Origin of the sequence: Pseudomonas sp. B21-041, from assembly GCF_024748675.1 — a bacterium.
Classification (GTDB): domain Bacteria; phylum Pseudomonadota; class Gammaproteobacteria; order Pseudomonadales; family Pseudomonadaceae; genus Aquipseudomonas; species Aquipseudomonas neuropathica.
The window spans coordinates 2,442,746-2,459,275 of sequence record NZ_CP087175.1; the positions used below are offsets into that span (position 1 = coordinate 2,442,746).

Here is a 16,530-nt window from a genome sequence, read left to right on the forward strand (position 1 = left end):
CACGATGAACAGGAACCTCGACGACTACAACCGCATGCGCGATTTTTCGGCGACCTCGGAACCGGCTGCCGTCAAGCGCTCGGGACGTAAAACCGCTGCCGAGCATGCTTTGCAGTTCTGCATCCAGAAGCACGACGCTTCACACCTGCATTACGACTTTCGCCTGGAACTCGATGGCGCCTTGAAAAGCTGGGCGGTGCCGAAAGGGCCGTCACTCGACCCCAAGGTCAAGCGGCTGGCGGTGCATGTCGAGGATCATCCGCTGGATTACGCGACATTTGAAGGCAGCATTCCCGAAGGGCATTACGGCGCCGGGGATGTGATCGTCTGGGATCGTGGCGTGTGGATTCCGCTGGAGGATCCGCACAAGGCCTACGAAAAGGGCAAACTCAAGTTCGAGCTGCAAGGCGAAAAGCTCGGCGGTGTCTGGAATCTGGTGCGCACGCACATGCCGGGCAAGAAGGAACAATGGTTTCTGATCAAGCATCAGGACGATGCCGCGCGGCCGCAGGATGATTACGACGTGCTGCTGGCCGAGCCGGACAGTGTCCTGAGCGAACGCACGATAGTGGGCAAACCCAAACTGGCCGCCGAGCAAAGCAAACCGCTGAAGAAACCTGCGGCGAAAACCCGCAAGCCCGCGAGCGGCAAGCTCACCGGCGCGCACAAGGCCAAATTGCCGACGCAACTCAAGCCGGAACTGGCCACGCTGGTCGACAGCGCGCCGGAAGGGCAGTGGAGCTACGAGATCAAGTTCGACGGCTACCGGATCATGGCGCGCATCGATCATGATCAGGTGCAACTGTTCACCCGCAACGGACATGACTGGACGCACAAGTTGCCGCAACAAGCCAAAGCAGTGGCCGCGCTGGGGCTGGAATCCGCATGGCTGGACGGTGAAATGGTCGTCGCCAACGAACAGGGTGTGCCGGACTTTCAGGCCCTGCAAAATGCTTTCGAAGCCGGACGCAGCGGCAACATTCTCTACTACTTGTTCGACCTGCCTTATCTCAACGGTGTCGACCTGCGTGAAGTGCCAGTTGAAGAGCGGCGCGCCGCGCTGGCCACGGTGCTCGGCAGTCATGAGCAACCCTTGTTGCGTTTCTCCGAAGCCTTCGACGAAACCCCGGATGCACTGCTCAACAGCGCCTGCCAGATGCAGATGGAAGGCCTGATCGGCAAACGCCTCGGCTCGCCGTATGTGTCGCGGCGCAGCAGTGACTGGATCAAGCTCAAGTGCAAACACCGTCAGGAGTTTGTGATCGTCGGTTACACCGATCCGAAAGGTTCGCGCAGTGCCTTCGGCGCGTTGTTGCTGGGGCTGCATGACCGCGACAGCGGTGAATTGCGCTATGCCGGCAAGGTCGGCACCGGTTTCAACGAATCGACGTTGAAAAGCATTCTGGCCCAACTCAAGCCCTTGCAGGTGAAGAAGGCGGCGGTGGTCAATCCACCCAGCGGCTTCGAGGTCAAAGGCGTGCACTGGCTCAAGCCGAAACTGCTGGCGGAAGTCGCATTCGCCGAAATGACCAAGGACGGTTCGGTACGCCACGCCGTGTTCCATGGCTTGCGCGACGACAAACCGGCCAAGGGCATCACAGAGGAGCGAGCGAAACCGGTGAAGACTGCAGCGAAGAAACCAGCCACGAAAAAACCGCCGCAAAAAGCCCCGGCGAGCAATCCGGATACCGCGCCGTCACAGCTCGGACTGGCCAACGGCAAGGTGCGCATCACGCACCCGGATCGGGTGATCGACGCGGTCAGCGGCACCACCAAGATGCAGCTGGCCGAGTATTACGCCAGCGTCGCCGAATGGATCCTGCCGCAGCTCAAGGATCGCCCGGTGGCTCTGGTGCGCGCTCCAGACGGTATTGCCGGCGAGTTGTTCTTCCAGAAAAACGCCGAGCGCCTGGCAATACCCGGCATCACCACGCTGGACAAAGATCTCACCGGGCAACCGGTGATGCTGATCAATAACGCCGAAGCGCTGATCGGCGCGGTGCAGATGAGCACGGTCGAACTGCACACCTGGAACGCCACCACGGTCGATCTGGACAAGCCCGATCGCTTCGTCCTCGACCTTGACCCGGATCCGGCGCTGCCGTGGAAAAGCATGGTCGAAGCGACGGCGCTGACATTGACCGTGCTTGATGAATTGGGGTTGAAAGCATTCCTGAAAACCAGTGGCGGCAAGGGGATTCATCTGGTGGTGCCGCTGACCCGCAAACTTGGCTGGGACGAGGTCAAGGACTTTAGCCACGCCATCGTCAGTCATATCGCCAAACTTTTGCCGGACCGTTTTTCGGCGGTGTCGGGGCCGAAGAATCGCGTCGGGCGGATCTTCATCGATTACCTGCGCAACGGTCTGGGCGCCACCACCATCTGCGCTTACGCCGCGCGCACCCGCGAAGGTCTGCCGGTGTCGGTGCCGCTGTTTCGCGAGGAAGTCGCCGAGATCAAGGGCGGCAATCAGTGGAATGTGCATAACGTTCACCAGCGACTGGTTGAAGTCGGTGACGAACCGTGGGCCGACATGAAGAAAACCCGGCAAAGCATTACCGTCGAGATGCGTAAACGCTTGGGGTTGAAAAAGTGATCAGGTGTCGCGCAGCAAGTCGTGGGCGTTGAGCAGTTCGAAAGCGATCTCCGGGCGATTTTCCAGTCCGCGGCGAATGGCCGCCGGAATCGCTGCGCGGGTCTTGCGGCACAGGCCCGGCAACTCGTCGATCTGAATGGCAATGCCGCGCATTGTGCGCACTTCGTTGAAACCGGGGGCGACGTCGACGCGAACGCCCAGTTGCTCGAACATGCGCTGTTGCAGGTGTTTGAGGTCATTCAGGTCTTTGAGCATTTCGAGGCGAGCGAGCAGGCGTTTTTCTTCCTCTCGGGTCAGACGCAGGATGCGCAAATCCGCGCCGGGCGTCTCCAGCAACGGATCGCGCCCGCAAATGCAGGCGCCGGGCGGGCAGGGGGAGCGCAAGGGCACAGAAGTCGTCATGGCCTCCATCATAGAGGCCGTCGGACAGTTTTGCCTATGCGCCTTCAGCAGCCATCCATCGGCTGCGTTTTCCGTGACGGCTACTGATTCAGGCCTTCGTAATGCACCAGAATCGCGTTGGCCAGATCTTCATCACTGGCATTGAGTCCAGGATTTTCCTGGCGAGCCTGTTGCAGCACCGATTCAAGATAAACCCCACGAATGGCCCCGCCACTGGCGACAAATGCAGACAAGTCGTCACGGGCCGGAATCACCATTTTGTGATCCTTGAAGGTCGAGTACAGCGACGCGGAGACACCGGCCGAAGTGGCGACATCTCCGGCATCGACTTTGGCCAGAGCGGAACCAACGGGCAGGCATAGGAGTAAAGAAGAAACGAGCACTAACTTGCGCATGACGGTGTTCCTCCACAAGCGCGAAGCAAAAAGGGAAGGATTACATAATGTGAGAGGGGCGCGCGCGGCGGGAGTTCCGTGGCGCAGCAAAGTCTGCGTTATTGCAAAACAGACGCGGGCAACGCCATGGCGGGTTGCCCGTCTTTCACGCTGGAATGAGTCAGATCACCCCGCAGGCCATACGATCACCGCCACCGCCCAGTGGTTTGGGCATATCGGCGTGGTTGTCGCCGCCGGCGTGGATCATCAGGGCGTGGCCCTTGATCTCGGAGATCTTTTTCAGGCGCGGCGCCAATACCGGGTAGTTGGCGATGCCGTCCGCCGTCACGTAAACCGCCGGAAGATCACCCAAATGGCCGTCGGCGTAAGGGCCGAGGTGCTTGGCGGTTTTTTGCGGATCGAAATGCCCGCCCGCCGCCAGTGCGGCGCCTTTCACGCCATCCTTCATGCCGGCCTCGCAGCTGGCGTTTTCATGCACGTGGAAACCGTGCACGCCGGCCGGCAGAGATTTCAAGTCAGGCGTGAACAACAGGCCATACGCCGTTTCACTGATGGTGACCGAGCCGATCGCCTGCGGCGCGCCGTCAGCGCTGACCAGATTGATCGCGACTTTTTCCGTCGCCGCGTGTGCGGTACCGATGGCGAACGTGCCGAGCAAACCCAACCACAATGCGCGTTTCATAGCGTTTCCTTTTGCTGCATGAGAATTCAGAACGACGGACTCAATAGCCTGCCGGCATTAACCGGTGATGAAGGCGTTGGCCGTGCGCGTTGAAAAGTGAGACTTGCCGCGCAATCCGAAAGTTTTGCTGCCTTTGGCCAGCACGCCGACACCGGCTGACACGCTCTGGCGCGGCAGACCTGCGCAAATAGGCTTAACTGAAGGCTGACAAGCGCTTACGGGCGTAACGAGAGAGGAAAATCCGGTGTCGATCAAACTGCGTTTAGTGTTGCTGATTGTGACAAGTCTGCTGACAGCCTTGATCGTGAGTCTGGTCAGTTACGTCGGCAATCAGCGGATGGCCTCGGCGGTCAGCGATAACGCGGTCAGCATGAGCGCGCTGCGCAACCACATGGAAGCCGACATGATGCACGACGCCCTGCGCGCCGATGTCTACTCGGCGATGCTGGTCGGGCTGGGCAAAAGCACCAGCACGGCAAGCGAGGTACGCGAATCGATCAACGAGCATGCCGGGCATTTTCATGAAGTGCTCGAGGAAAACCTCAAATTGCCGATCAATCCGGCATTGCGCACGGCCCTGGAGCAGATCAAACCGAGCCTCGATACCTACATCAGCGCGGGCGAACGGATTGTCGGGCTGGCGCTGGACAACCCTGATGCGGCTCAACAGGAACTGGGCACCTTCAACACGGCGTTTGGTCAGCTTGAAGAGCAAATGGCCGCGTTAAGCGAGTTGATCGAGTCCAATACGCTGCAGACCAGCGCAGGCACCGAGTCAGCCATCCGCAGCGCCAACATCGCGCTCGGCGTGGTGTTGATCGCCAGTCTTGTGCTGCTCTTGATCCAGGGGCGCTGGGTCATTCTGAGCATCATGGCGCCGTTGAAGACCGCCAGTCGCATCGCCGAAAGCATCGCCCACGGCAACCTCAGCGAGCCGATCGCCGAGCCATCCGGCAAGGACGAAGCCAGTACTCTGATACGCACACTGGCAACCATGCAGCGCGACTTGCGCAACATGATCGATGTGGTGCGGCGCAATGCTCACGGCGTCAGTGGCATGAGCGAACAACTCAGCCACGGCTGCCATCAGGTCGCCGACAGCAGTCAGCAACAAAGCGTCGCTGCCGGCACCATGGCCGCTGCCGCCAGCCAGATGACCGCGAGCATCGAGGAAATCACCCGCCACGCCGAACGAGCCCTGAGCATGGCCAGTCAGGCCGAAACCCTGGCCAAGGAGGGCGGCGGTGTCATTCATCAAGTGGTCAGCGACATGGACGATATCGCCCGATCAGCACAACAGTCGGCGCAGGTGATCCGCACGCTGGATCAGGAATCCGAAGCCATTTTCAACATCATTCAGGTGATCAAGAGCATTGCCGACCAGACCAATCTGCTGGCGCTCAATGCCGCCATTGAAGCGGCCCGTGCCGGTGAGCAGGGTCGGGGTTTTGCGGTGGTCGCGGACGAAGTGCGCAGTCTGGCGGCGCGCACCAGCGCCTCAACCCAGGAAATCGCCGCGATGGTCGCGCGCATTCAACACAGCACCCGCGAGGCGGTCAGCAGCATGGAGGCGGGTGTCGCGCAGGTCGACAAGGGCATGGCGGTGACGGCGGATGTCGAGCGGGCCATCCGCGAAATCCTCGAGGCGACGTTGAGCACGACGCAACTGGTCAACGACATCACTCGCACGATTGGCGAGCAAAGCCAGGCCAGTAACGAGATCGCCCATCAGGTGGAAATGATTGCCGGGATGTCCGAAGGCAACAGCCGGGTGATCGGGCAAACGGCGAATACCACCGATGAGTTGTCGAGCCTGGCGGGGCAGTTGGCGCAGTCGGTGGATCGGTTTCGGTTGTGAAAGCGGGGGAATGACCCGAACCTGAGTTGAATGTCAGGCAAATAGGTAACAGGAATGCTTTCAGACGATAAGTACCGTCGTTTGTATGTCCAGTTTGAATTTATATGTTCTGAAGAAATGTTGTTTTTTATCTGTTTCAATGGTGACAAAGGGCTTTTTCTTGCGATTGCAAACGAACGCTTTTTTAGGACTGAAGTTATCCAGATACTCCTCACCATGCGTTGTCTGCAGAAATTGAATTGTCGACTCGAGCTGCTCAATCGCATGATTTTTCCATGCGCTACCGCCTCTTTCTTTCAACTCGACCAAGTAAAGCTGCTTATTTGTGGTCAGCATGCAGTCACATCGACCTCGCCCCGGTTCTTCAGTGTCACCAATCACGCATTTGTCGATGGCTGTGAAAAGGACCGCTTTACTATCCGGGTTTTTGACTGTGGCGATCCAGGTCTCTTCTGACTCTGGATCGGCGTAGGCGACAGGACGCGATGTGTTGTCGCACAGGCCAAACCGTTCTTGGTGGTAAGGGCCACTTTGACATTGAGCATTGAGGAAATTCACGCCTCCAATGCCTCCTCGATATCGAGAAGTTGATCGAACAAATCATTACCTTCACGAAGTGATTCGTTGAGGTAGTTATGGTCCGACGGAATGCCTCCCGACATGGGCAATTTTCGATGCTTCCAGTTGTTTCATCGGCTTGATAAATCGCCAGTTCATTAGCGTCTACCAACGCGTGCAGGGGAATTACTTTGGCGAGGCTGGTTAGCAGGGCCTCTGCGCGCTTCTCCAATATACTGTCGTGCAGATGTTTGCCCTGCACAGCGATCGTCAGATAACTCACCACATAAGGGCTATGAGTTGTCAGTACCAGACGGTTGTTTTGCCCTTGGTTATTGAACTGAAGAAGGCTTTGCAGAACGCTCCATTGTGATCGTGGGTAAAGGTTCTGTTCGGGTTCTTCAACAATGTTTATAAAAGCAGTTTTGTTAAACCTGGCTGACAATGCAGAGAGAGCAATACGGCGTTGTTCCTCTGTCAGTGAGTCGATGGAAAAAATCTCCACAACCTCCTTTCTGAAACGCTCCAGCTCTTCGGTACTCATGGTTTCCTGCCGCTCTTCACTTCGCTCTTGAACGGTGTTGGCTAAGTAGTGGCTCACGAGATGTAGCGGTACAGCTGATTGAAAACCACTGGACGCATCAGCCAATCTCAGTTTGTAGTCTGATTCGCGGATGTTGAGTATGTCATTCAGTTTGTCGTATTCGAGTTCCGCCTGATTGATCGGTAGGCGTAGTGCCCCCTTCATATTGGCTTTCGCCGCGTCGAACTCAGTCAAAAACTCTTTCAGCGAATCAGAAGAAAGCTTCAATTCCCGGGGGTGCCGGACGTAGGCGATGAAATTGCGTTCTGCAGGCACATACATAATTTGAGGCAGGTGATATTTTCTGCCTTTCAATTCACTGACATGCAGCTGTCCGCGCAAATAATGGATTACGTAGGCTTCACCTTCGTATTCGATCTCAGTATCCGCAGAAAGATAATTTTCGAGCCTGTGATACATGAGGTAGGGCTTGATGAATTTATTTTTTCGTTCAAACCATTTTGCGTCGTAGTCGCCGCGCACCAGTGCCTTTTCAATCCACGAGAAGGTTGAATACAGTTTGGCCAATGTGCTCTTCCCCGAGCCCTGATTGCCCACAAATACGGTCACACGTTTGAACTCTATCCAGCCATTGTTCTTCACACCGTTACGGATAGGGCCAAAATGCTTGACGCGTAGTCGGGTCATTGATTACTCCATAGAGACGAGCTGATGCGGTATAGCGGTGCAGCATATCAGGGCGGGATGGAAACAGGAGTGGGAAATGCGACGACTCAGGTATAGCGCCAGTTTTTTGTGGGAAAGGACTCTGCCTCTACTCATTTCAGGCGGAGTCCTTTTTATCAATCAGAACTTGAACGCCTGCCGCCCCACCAACAACCACTTGCCGTCCTGCTTCTGCCAGATCTGAAAGTTTTCGATCTCGGTCGGCACCACCTCGGTTCCCTTCAACGCCTGCGCGGAAAAGTGGTGGCGGACCAGCGCGGTGTCGCCGGACAGGGTGATGGTCTGGTTCTGCATTTCCAGGGTCTTGAACGCGCTCTTGCCGGTTTCGATGTCGGCGATGAACTCCTTCTTGTCCTGGATCTTGCCGCTGGAATGGCCATAAGTCAGGTTGGGCGCGGTGAGCGCGTTCAGTTCGGCGATGTCCTTGTGCAGCATCGCCTGGGTCAGATGGTCCACCGCTTGGGCAACGTCTTTTTCCGCCGGGGCAGAGGCGGCCATCGCGTAACCGTTGAAGGCACAGAGAAAGCCGATCAGGAGTCGGGTCTTGGTCATTGAGGTTGTTTCCTTGTTGTTATGGGGTTGACGACTAATTTGTCAGTCGTCGTACAACGTAGCAGATAATGCTTGAGCAAGGCACTGCCCAAAAGTGCTCAATCTCTGGGCAACTACACTTGAATGCAGGATGGTTTGCGTCGACGCACTCATCAGAGGGTCATGTTCAGCGACTGGCGGCCGATAAGTCCCTGAGTGGAAAAAGACTCTCAAGTCGGGAACAGACGCGCGGGTTTGCCCTGACGTGATATTCTTCGCGCCAACTTGGTTTGACCTTATTCGGTTTGCCTGCCTTCGGGCGGGCCGACGGAATCCCTGTCGCTCAAGTAGCTGAGCCAATAATGATAAGAAGTCAGTTCAGAAGGGACATTAACTGAGGTCGATGCAGCATGTCGGCCTTGTGTGCCCACCCGTCAAAATTGAAGTGTGCCGGAATCTGCGACGCTAGCCTGAGCGTCATCAAAGCGGATCGCATACAGATAACAGCGGCGGGCGGAAGGCGTTTTATCATAGGTGCAACAGATGTTTAAGAAAGTGAACACAGCCCTGCTGGGTCTGGCTTTGGCGATGGGGATGACATCCGCCAATGCTGACGAAGCAAAGAAAGTCGACGTCCTGCTGATCGGCGGCGGCATCATGAGCACCACCCTCGGTGTGTGGATCAATGAGCTGGAGCCAAGCTGGTCGATGGAAATGGTCGAGCGCCTCGACGGCGTCGCCCTGGAAAGCTCCAACGGCTGGAACAACGCCGGTACCGGTCACTCGGCGCTCGCTGAGCTGAACTACACCCCGGAAGACGACAAAGGCAACGTGACGATCCCGAAAGCCGTCGAGATCAACGAAGCGTTCCAGGTCTCCCGTCAGTTCTGGGCCTGGCAGGTTCAGCAAGGCGTTCTGAAGAACCCTCGCTCGTTCATCAACACCACGCCGCACATGAGCTTCGTGTGGGGCGATGACAACATCAAGTTCCTGAAAAAGCGCTACGAAGCCCTGCAAGCGAGCCCGCTGTTCGCCGGCATGCAGTACTCCGAAGATCCGGCTGTGATCAAGAAGTGGGTCCCGCTGATGATGGAAGGGCGTGACCCGAACCAGAAAATCGCGGCCACCTGGAGCCCGCTGGGTACCGACATGAACTTCGGCGAAATCACCCGCCAGTTCGCGACGTACCTGCAGACCAAGCCTAACTTCGATCTGAAACTGTCGAGCGAAGTCCAGGACATCACCAAGAATGCCGACGGCACTTGGCGCGTCAGCTACAAAAACCTGAAAGACGGCACCAAAACCGAAACCGACGCCAAGTTCGTCTTCATCGGCGCGGGCGGCGGTGCACTGCACCTGCTGCAGAAGTCGGGTATTCCTGAAGCCAAGGAATACGCTGGCTTCCCGGTTGGTGGTTCGTTCCTGGTGACCGATAACCCGGCCATCGCTGAACAGCACCTGGCCAAGGCCTACGGTAAAGCATCGGTTGGCGCACCACCGATGTCCGTTCCGCACCTGGACACCCGTGTCCTGGACGGCAAGCGCGTCATCCTGTTTGGCCCGTTCGCGACCTTCAGCACCAAGTTCCTGAAGGAAGGCTCGTACCTGGACCTGCTGACCAGCACCACCACCCACAACATCTGGCCTATGACCAAGGTCGGCATCAAGGAATACCCGCTGGTCGAGTACCTGGCTGGCCAACTGATGCTGTCGGATGAAGACCGTCTGAACGCGCTGAAGGAATACTTCCCGAACGCCAAAGCCGAAGACTGGCGCCTGTGGCAAGCCGGCCAACGCGTGCAAATCATCAAGCGTGATGAAGCCGCTGGTGGCGTGCTGAAACTGGGCACCGAAATCGTTGCTGCACAAGACGGCTCCATCGCCGGCCTGTTGGGCGCATCGCCAGGCGCGTCGACCGCTGCACCGATCATGCTGAGCGTGCTGCAGAAAGTCTTCAAAGACAAAGTCGCGACCCCAGAGTGGCAAACCAAGCTGCACCAGATCGTTCCAAGCTACGGCACTCAGCTGAACAACGATCCAGCCAAAGTGGCTGCAGAGTGGGCTTACACCGCCAAGATCCTCGAACTGCCGACACCTCCAGTGATCGGTCAGGCTGCTGCCCCGGCCGCACCTGCAGCTGAAAAAGCTGAAGCTCCGAAGGAAAACGCTGCACGTGACATGGCGCTGTAACTAGACGCCAGACGCACAAAGCCCACTGAACCGGCGACGGTCAGTGGGCTTTTTTGTGGCAAAGCGTTTTGTAGGAGCTGTCGAGTGAAACGAGGCTGCGATCTTTTGATCTTGATCTTGCTTTTGAAAGATCAAGATCAACAGATCGCAGCCTGCGGCAGCTCCTACATGGCTTTGGCGGACGCCAGATAAGCACCCAGTCGCCGCCCCATCTCTTCGCCCAAGGCCTGCAATCCACTGAGTGGCCGCACCATCACTTCAAACTCGACAATCTTCCCTCTTTCATCAAAGCGAATCATGTCGATACCTTTCAGCTCCTTCGAACCCACCTTGGCGCTGAACTCCAGAATCACATTCAGGCCATCGGCAGTCGCCAGTTCACGGTGATAGCGGAAATCCTCAAACACCTCGAATACGGTGTTGAGAATCATCGACACCACCGGTGCGCCCGGATAAGGCGTGTGGGCCATCGGCGAGCGGAACACGGCTTGCGGATCAAGCAGACCGGGCAGGGCGCTGAGGTTGCCGGTGCGGATCATTTCGTGCCACTGCTTCAGGGATTCGGCGACGCTGGGTTGCAGGTTCAGGTCAGTCATGTTCACTCCGGGATTTTTGTTGTTGTACTCGCGACGGCAATGACTCTAGTTCAATCGCTCGGAAAGTGAACCCTTGTGCGGCGATCTGAATGTCGGCCAATGGCTCAAGCGGTTCAGATGCGCATCTGATCCGTATTTTTTCGCTGGATCTGCCTCTGTTACCGGTTCAGTCATCCGCTCAAAATAGCCCCACAGTTCGGTCACTCGCGACGAGCCTTCATCCCGAAGCATCCGGTGCACCGCAAGCTGAGCATTGAGGAGAGCAACATGAACAAGATGGCGATTTTCCTGGGTGGTTTTCTGGCTCTCACTATTTTGATCGGCTTGCTGGCAACGATTTCTCCAGTCTGAAGAACCGCAGACTCAGCCCAGCGCTTGCGCCGAGGGCCAGCCACTGACCCGCGCCGCCGGGCCGCCCGCAGGATCTGCCGGGTAAACAATCAATGACTGGCCAGTTCTGGTTTCGGCGATCAGCTTGCTCGCCGGGCCGAATATTGCAGCGCGCTCCGGGGGCGTGCAGGTCGGCAGGTAAACGCGCAGGACTCTGGGGTCGTAGAAGCGGAACACCAGCAGGTTGCCATCCGGGTCACTTACACGCAGCAACGTGCGAAAGTGGCCGCGTAATTCGTCCAGGGAAACCTGCGCAGGGGCGATGACGAAAATGCCCCAACTCTGTCCCCAACTGTCTTCCAATAATCGCCAGGTGTAGGCCTGCTGCGGATCCAGGTGCAGCAGATAAGGTGCGGCCGCCGACAGGCTAGGGGCGAGTTCGCCTGCGTACAGGCAGGAGAATTCAGCGCCGCTGGTCCGCACCAGCGGTTCGATGCGTGGGTCGCGGGCGCCGTCGAGCAAGGCGTAGACCTTGGCGGCGCCCGGGCGCGAACCCAGGGGCCAGAGTTCGGCGGTCAACCATTCGTTGAGGCTGGGACGAAACTGGCTCATTGGTTGCAGATCTGGCAGAAGGCCTTGCCGGTTTCTGAGGCGGTCACCAATGTTTGCGCCTGCATGTTTTGCTGTACGAGCCGGAAGTCTGCAGTGGTCGCCGATGTTGGTGCTGCAAGCGGTGCCGCTGTTGGTGGTGCATTGATGGGGGCTGCACTGAGGGTTTTGCCGGCCGTGTCGGCATCTGCGGGTGTCAATGCGATCGGCAGTTTGATTGCGATGCCGGTTCCTGATCCCGGAGATCCGCCGGAGTTGGTTTTCACTTGCGCACCGCTGATGGTCACGCCACCGACATCGACTTTGACAAAACTGCCGCCAGCCTTGGCGGTAAGTTCCATGCCTCCCTCGACTACCACTTTGTCACCGGCGTAATAGTGGATTTCGGACCCGGCTTCAACAAACAGTGCAGTGCCGACCTTCAAGTGCCGGGTGGCACCGACGGTCAAATGGTCATCGGCCCGCGCTTCGGTCTTGCGATCGAGACTGGTGATCCGGTGTTCTTCAACTTTGAACTCGCTGAGGGCGTTGGCTTCAACGGTGTCGTGCCGTTCATTGCCGACGCGAATCTTCTGATCGTGCTCAATGTTCTCGTCCCAATCGCGCTGGGTGTGGATGTAGATCTGCTCGACGCCTTTCTTGTCTTCAATGCGGAATTCGTTGTAGCCCTTGCCGCCCGGTGAACTCAGGGTTTTGAAGGTGCTGCGGGTCTTGTTGGCCGGCAGGTCGTAGGGGACGACGTTTTCCTTGTGGTACAGGCAACCCGTGACCAGCGGCTGGTCGGGATCGCCTTCAAGGAAGGTAACGAGGACTTCCATGCCGATGCGTGGGATGGCGATGCCGCCGTAGGCTGCGCCGGCCCAGCCGCTGGCGACGCGCATCCAGCAGGTGGTTTTGTCGTTGGACTGACCGTCGCGATCCCAGTGGAATTGCACTTTGATGCGGCCGTATTGGTCGCAGTGGATTTCTTCGCCTGCGGGGCCGGTGACGACGGCGGTCTGGCTGCCGAGGACTTTCGGTTTCGGGTGTTCAAGGGCAGGGCGGTAGTGCGCGTCCCACGGGGTGGCGAGGAAGCTGTTGCGGTAGCCCTGGTGGAAATCGCTTTTGTTGTCGGTGACGTCGCTGGTGACGTTTTCGCCGAGCACTTGCGGTTGTTTGCCTTCGTGGAAAACTTCCAGCAGCAGCCACAGTTCATTCCACTCGGCGCGCGGGTGTTCAGCGAGGGTGAGGAAATGGCCGCTGGTGAGGGTTGGTTCGTCACCTTTGCCTTCGGCGAGTTTGTAGTCGCTGCGATGGCGTTCCAGCGCGCGGGTGGAAAGGAACTTGCCGCGCTCGCGGGTGGTGAAGCGGCCGGGGTAGTCGTAGTCCTCGAGGTCCGGGGCGAACTCGGTTTTGACCGCGCCTTCGGGGAGGATCTTCGGTTTTTCGAAGTCGTAATCGCGGCGGCTGACGCGGGTGGTGCGGGTTTCCAGGCGCAGGTTGAAGCGTTTGATCACCGGTTTGTCGGCGGCCATGCCGGAGTCTTGCTGGTAGCTCACCGGTTTCAGCTTGCGGAACACGGTCTGGTCGTCGCCGAACACCAGTTTGTGGCCGCTGCTGCTGTGCTGGAAGTGAAAGTGGATACCTTCTTCCTCGCACAGGCGCTGGATGAAATGCAGGTCGGATTCGTCGTACTGCACGCAGTAGTCGCGTTGCGGGTACTCGGCGCCGAGCTGGAAGCTGTAGGCGTCGGCAAGTATGCCGCGATCTTCCAGCACCTGAGCGATGATCTTCGGTACGGTCAGTTGCTGGAAGATCTGCTGATCATGGTTGTGCCGCAGGTAGGCCAGTTGTGGTACCAGGCTGAGGCTGTAACGGGTCAGGGTCTTGCCGGAATCGCCTTGCTCGATGCGATAGACCAGGCCGTGGATCTTGCCTGCACCGGTGGGGCCGAAGGTCAGGACGCCGGGCTTGTGCAACAGCTCTTCGAGTTTGAGGTCGGGGCGCGCGCTGATCATTTCGAGGTCGAAACGGAAGGGCTGGTTGATGGCTTCACGACCAACAAAGCTCAGCACCTGCAGGTCGCAGGAACTGCCTTCAAGGGAAAAGGTAATGTGGGTAGCGTTTGCGTCCAGCATGCCTGACTCCTTCCGTGGAAAAGCTTGGCTGATGGTGCAGCAATACCAAAGTGCTATCAAGGGATTTTAAACACGCTTGAACCCCTGCATTAAACTCGATCTCAAAGCACTGTACCGAGGTGTCTGCCGGGATGAATTCACCATGGACTCGTTGATTACTGCCGCTGGTCGGGCGCTGAGCGCTGGTGATCCGCTGGGTGCGTTGAACTACGTTGCTTTGCGTGAAGACCCGCCTGCGCTGGCGTTACGTGGCATTGCCATGGCCCAGCTCGGTGATCTGCCCCGCGCCAAAGCGTTGTTGCAGCGCGCGGTGAAAGCCTTTGGCAGCAACGAACCGCTGTCGCGGGCGCGTTGCGTGGTGGCCGAGGCGGAAGTGGCGCTGGCGACGCGGAACCTGGGCTGGCCGGTGAAGGCGCTGGAGACCGCCCGGCAATTACTGCTCAGCCACGGTGACCGGTTGAACGCAGCGCACGCGCGATACTTGCAGATTCGCCGCCTGCTGCTGATTGGTGAACTGGATGCGGCCGAAGCGCTGCTTGCCGAAGTGGACCGCGCACCATTGCCGCCGGCGCTGCATGCCGCCCATGAACTGACGGCCGCCGGGATTGCCCTGCGCCGGGTACAGGCGCACAAGGCCAGCGCCGCACTTGCCCGGGCGCAGCTAGCGGCACAACAAGCGGGCATCGCGAGCCTGATGGCAGAGGTCGATCATGCCATACGAGTCCTCAATGCGCCGGCCGCGCGGTTGACCAGCGCGGGGCACGCGCAAGCGGTGAATCTGGCGCAGGTTGAAGCGTTGTTCGCGTCGTCAAGCCTGGTGATCGATGCCACGCGCTACAGCGTGCGCGGAGCCGGGATGACCGTGGCACTGGCAACCCGGCCGGTGCTGTTCAACCTTGCCCGATTGCTTGCGCAAGCCTGGCCGGGCGATGTGTCTCGGGAGCAACTGATTGCGACGGCATTCCGCCTGCAGCTCAGTGATGAAAGCCACCGCGCTCGGTTGCGTGTCGAAATCGGTCGGCTGCGATCAGCGTTGCAACCGTTGGCGAATATCACCGCCACTTCGCGCGGCTTTGCACTGGTAGCGGCCGATGTGGCGTTGCTCACGCTGCCGATTGAAGACAGACAGGCACAGTTGTTGGCCTTGCTGGCTGACGGTGAGGCCTGGTCGAGTTCAGCCTTGGCGCTGGCGTTGGGGCGCAGCCAGCGACAGGTGCAGCGGGCACTGGAGGCCCTGGCAGTGGAGGACAAGGTGCAGGCTTTTGGCGTGGGCCGGGCGCGGCGCTGGATGACGCCACCGCTAACGGGTTTCGCGACGATCTTGTTACTCCCGGTGTCGTTGGGCAATGGTTAGGCTGGACCCACACATCCATGAGGAAGCCGACATGAAACAGGCAAACGCAGAAATCCTTCGCGAGTACGGTCCTTTTGACGACATCAAAGGCGTTCACGGCGTGACCTTCGATGGCCAGCAGGTCTGGTTCGCCAGCGACGGCCAGCTCAATGCACTCGACCCGGTCAGCGGCGAAACCGTGCGCACGATCAAGGTTGGCGCTGATGGTGGCACCGCGTTCGATGGCCAACATCTGTATCAGATCGCCGATCGCCACATCCACAAGATCGATCCAGCCACCGGCCGCGTGCTCCACACCATCCCGGCACCGGGCAATGGCGGTGATTCAGGCATGGCCTGGGCGGACGGCTCGTTATGGGTGGGGCAGTATCGCGAGCGCAAGATTCATCAGATCAATCCGCAGACCGGCAAGATCCTGCGCACGCTGGAGTCGAACCGTTTTGTCACCGGGGTGACCTGGGTGGATGGCGGGTTGTGGCATGGCACTTGGGAAGGGGATGAGAGTGAACTGCGGCATATCGATGCGCAGAACGGTGAAGTCATCGCGGCGTTGAAGATGCCCGAGGGCTCGGGTGTTTCGGGGCTGGAAGCCGACGGGGCCGATCGATTCTATTGCGGTGGTGGCGACAGTGGCCGGGTGAGGGCGGTGCGTCGGCCCAAATGATGGAGGCGTCTACACGGCCTCTTCGCGAGCAGGCTCGCTCCCACAGTGATTGCGGGTGAACACAAGCTTTGTGAGTTACCCAAAACCCTGTAGGAGCGAGCCTGCTCGCGAAAGCGCAGTATCAGCCACCGCTGTTGCGACGACGTTCAATACCCTCCGGGCCGCCGATGTCCAGCAACCTTCTTTCCACCAGAACATTCTCAAGTGCCTGGCGCTCGACCGGCGCCATTTGGTGCTCACGCTTTTTCAGCTCCAGCAGAATCGGGCTGGACCAAGTACGGTAGGTCTGTTCGATGTTGCGACGCGACGTCATCAGTCTCTCCTTGAAAAAGAGCCGGGTGTTGCGGGCAGGGACTCTATCCGATGAGGTAATAACGT

The 16,530-nt window shown here is 58.5% G+C and carries 15 protein-coding genes and 1 pseudogene; 6 read left to right on the forward strand and 10 right to left on the reverse strand.

Annotated elements, in window-relative coordinates; all coding sequences use genetic code 11:
* Positions 1 to 4 precede the first annotated feature (4 nt).
* Positions 5 to 2,596 (forward strand): DNA ligase D, encoded by a 2,592-nt coding sequence (ligD, locus tag LOY43_RS10815; RefSeq protein ID WP_258709610.1) that lies wholly within the window; start codon positions 5 to 7, stop codon positions 2,594 to 2,596.
* On the opposite strand, the gene LOY43_RS10820 is transcribed toward ligD, so the two are convergent.
* From LOY43_RS10820 to sodC, 3 genes are all read right to left on the reverse strand, one after another.
* Positions 2,597 to 2,998 carry a hypothetical protein gene (locus LOY43_RS10820; protein ID WP_176471250.1) on the reverse strand — a complete coding sequence of 134 codons (402 nt, stop codon included), beginning with the start codon at positions 2,996 to 2,998 and terminating at the stop codon, positions 2,597 to 2,599.
* A gap of 80 nt (positions 2,999 to 3,078) precedes the next feature.
* Complete coding sequence (locus tag LOY43_RS10825) at positions 3,079 to 3,393, reverse strand: DUF2388 domain-containing protein (protein WP_095047491.1); 315 nt, start codon at positions 3,391 to 3,393, stop codon at positions 3,079 to 3,081.
* Between the two features lie 160 nt (positions 3,394 to 3,553).
* A complete protein-coding gene (sodC, locus tag LOY43_RS10830; protein WP_258709611.1) occupies positions 3,554 to 4,075 on the reverse strand; it encodes a superoxide dismutase [Cu-Zn] SodC in 522 nt (173 codons plus the stop codon).
* A 244-nt stretch (positions 4,076 to 4,319) separates the two neighbouring features.
* Between sodC and LOY43_RS28830 the strand changes: the two are divergent.
* Positions 4,320 to 5,075, forward strand: a pseudogene (locus tag LOY43_RS28830) (MCP four helix bundle domain-containing protein); the annotation flags it as partial.
* 132 nt (positions 5,076 to 5,207) lie between these two features.
* A complete protein-coding gene (locus LOY43_RS28835; RefSeq protein ID WP_371850956.1) occupies positions 5,208 to 5,933 on the forward strand; it encodes a methyl-accepting chemotaxis protein in 726 nt (241 codons plus the stop codon).
* Positions 5,934 to 5,993: 60 nt separating this feature from the next.
* Here LOY43_RS28835 and LOY43_RS10840 read toward each other — a convergent pair whose 3' ends face one another.
* The 3 genes from LOY43_RS10840 to LOY43_RS10850 form a co-directional block, all read right to left on the reverse strand.
* On the reverse strand, positions 5,994 to 6,269 hold the full coding sequence (locus LOY43_RS10840; protein WP_258709612.1) for a hypothetical protein: 276 nt from the start codon (positions 6,267 to 6,269) through the stop codon (positions 5,994 to 5,996).
* A 79-nt stretch (positions 6,270 to 6,348) separates the two neighbouring features.
* Positions 6,349 to 7,722 (reverse strand): ATP-binding protein, encoded by a 1,374-nt coding sequence (locus LOY43_RS10845; RefSeq protein WP_258709613.1) that lies wholly within the window; start codon positions 7,720 to 7,722, stop codon positions 6,349 to 6,351.
* Positions 7,723 to 7,881: 159 nt separating this feature from the next.
* Positions 7,882 to 8,313, reverse strand: a complete 432-nt coding sequence (locus LOY43_RS10850; protein ID WP_038369331.1) for a nuclear transport factor 2 family protein — start codon at positions 8,311 to 8,313, stop codon at positions 7,882 to 7,884.
* A gap of 522 nt (positions 8,314 to 8,835) precedes the next feature.
* Between LOY43_RS10850 and mqo the strand changes: the two genes are divergently transcribed.
* Entirely contained in the window at positions 8,836 to 10,482 is a 1,647-nt protein-coding gene (mqo, locus tag LOY43_RS10855; RefSeq protein ID WP_095047486.1) for a malate dehydrogenase (quinone), read from the forward strand.
* A gap of 164 nt (positions 10,483 to 10,646) precedes the next feature.
* On the opposite strand, the gene LOY43_RS10860 is transcribed toward mqo, so the two are convergent.
* From LOY43_RS10860 to LOY43_RS10870, 3 genes are all read right to left on the reverse strand, one after another.
* Positions 10,647 to 11,078 (reverse strand): nuclear transport factor 2 family protein, encoded by a 432-nt coding sequence (locus LOY43_RS10860; RefSeq protein WP_095047485.1) that lies wholly within the window; start codon positions 11,076 to 11,078, stop codon positions 10,647 to 10,649.
* A gap of 363 nt (positions 11,079 to 11,441) precedes the next feature.
* A complete protein-coding gene (locus LOY43_RS10865) occupies positions 11,442 to 12,020 on the reverse strand; it encodes a DUF4123 domain-containing protein (RefSeq protein ID WP_258709614.1) in 579 nt (192 codons plus the stop codon).
* Positions 12,017 to 14,134, reverse strand: a complete 2,118-nt coding sequence (locus LOY43_RS10870; RefSeq protein WP_258709615.1) for a type VI secretion system tip protein VgrG — start codon at positions 14,132 to 14,134, stop codon at positions 12,017 to 12,019. Before LOY43_RS10870 ends, LOY43_RS10865 begins: the two co-directional genes overlap by 4 nt.
* Before the next feature lie 142 nt (positions 14,135 to 14,276).
* Between LOY43_RS10870 and LOY43_RS10875 the strand changes: the two genes are divergently transcribed.
* Both LOY43_RS10875 and LOY43_RS10880 read left to right on the forward strand, forming a co-directional pair.
* A complete protein-coding gene (locus tag LOY43_RS10875) occupies positions 14,277 to 15,488 on the forward strand; it encodes a helix-turn-helix domain-containing protein (RefSeq protein WP_095047483.1) in 1,212 nt (403 codons plus the stop codon).
* Positions 15,489 to 15,519: 31 nt separating this feature from the next.
* Positions 15,520 to 16,152 carry a PQQ-binding-like beta-propeller repeat protein gene (locus LOY43_RS10880; protein WP_095047482.1) on the forward strand — a complete coding sequence of 211 codons (633 nt, stop codon included), beginning with the start codon at positions 15,520 to 15,522 and terminating at the stop codon, positions 16,150 to 16,152.
* Positions 16,153 to 16,273: 121 nt separating this feature from the next.
* Here LOY43_RS10880 and LOY43_RS10885 read toward each other — a convergent pair whose 3' ends face one another.
* Complete coding sequence (locus tag LOY43_RS10885) at positions 16,274 to 16,465, reverse strand: hypothetical protein (protein WP_095047481.1); 192 nt, start codon at positions 16,463 to 16,465, stop codon at positions 16,274 to 16,276.
* Between the last annotated feature and the right edge of the window lie 65 nt (positions 16,466 to 16,530).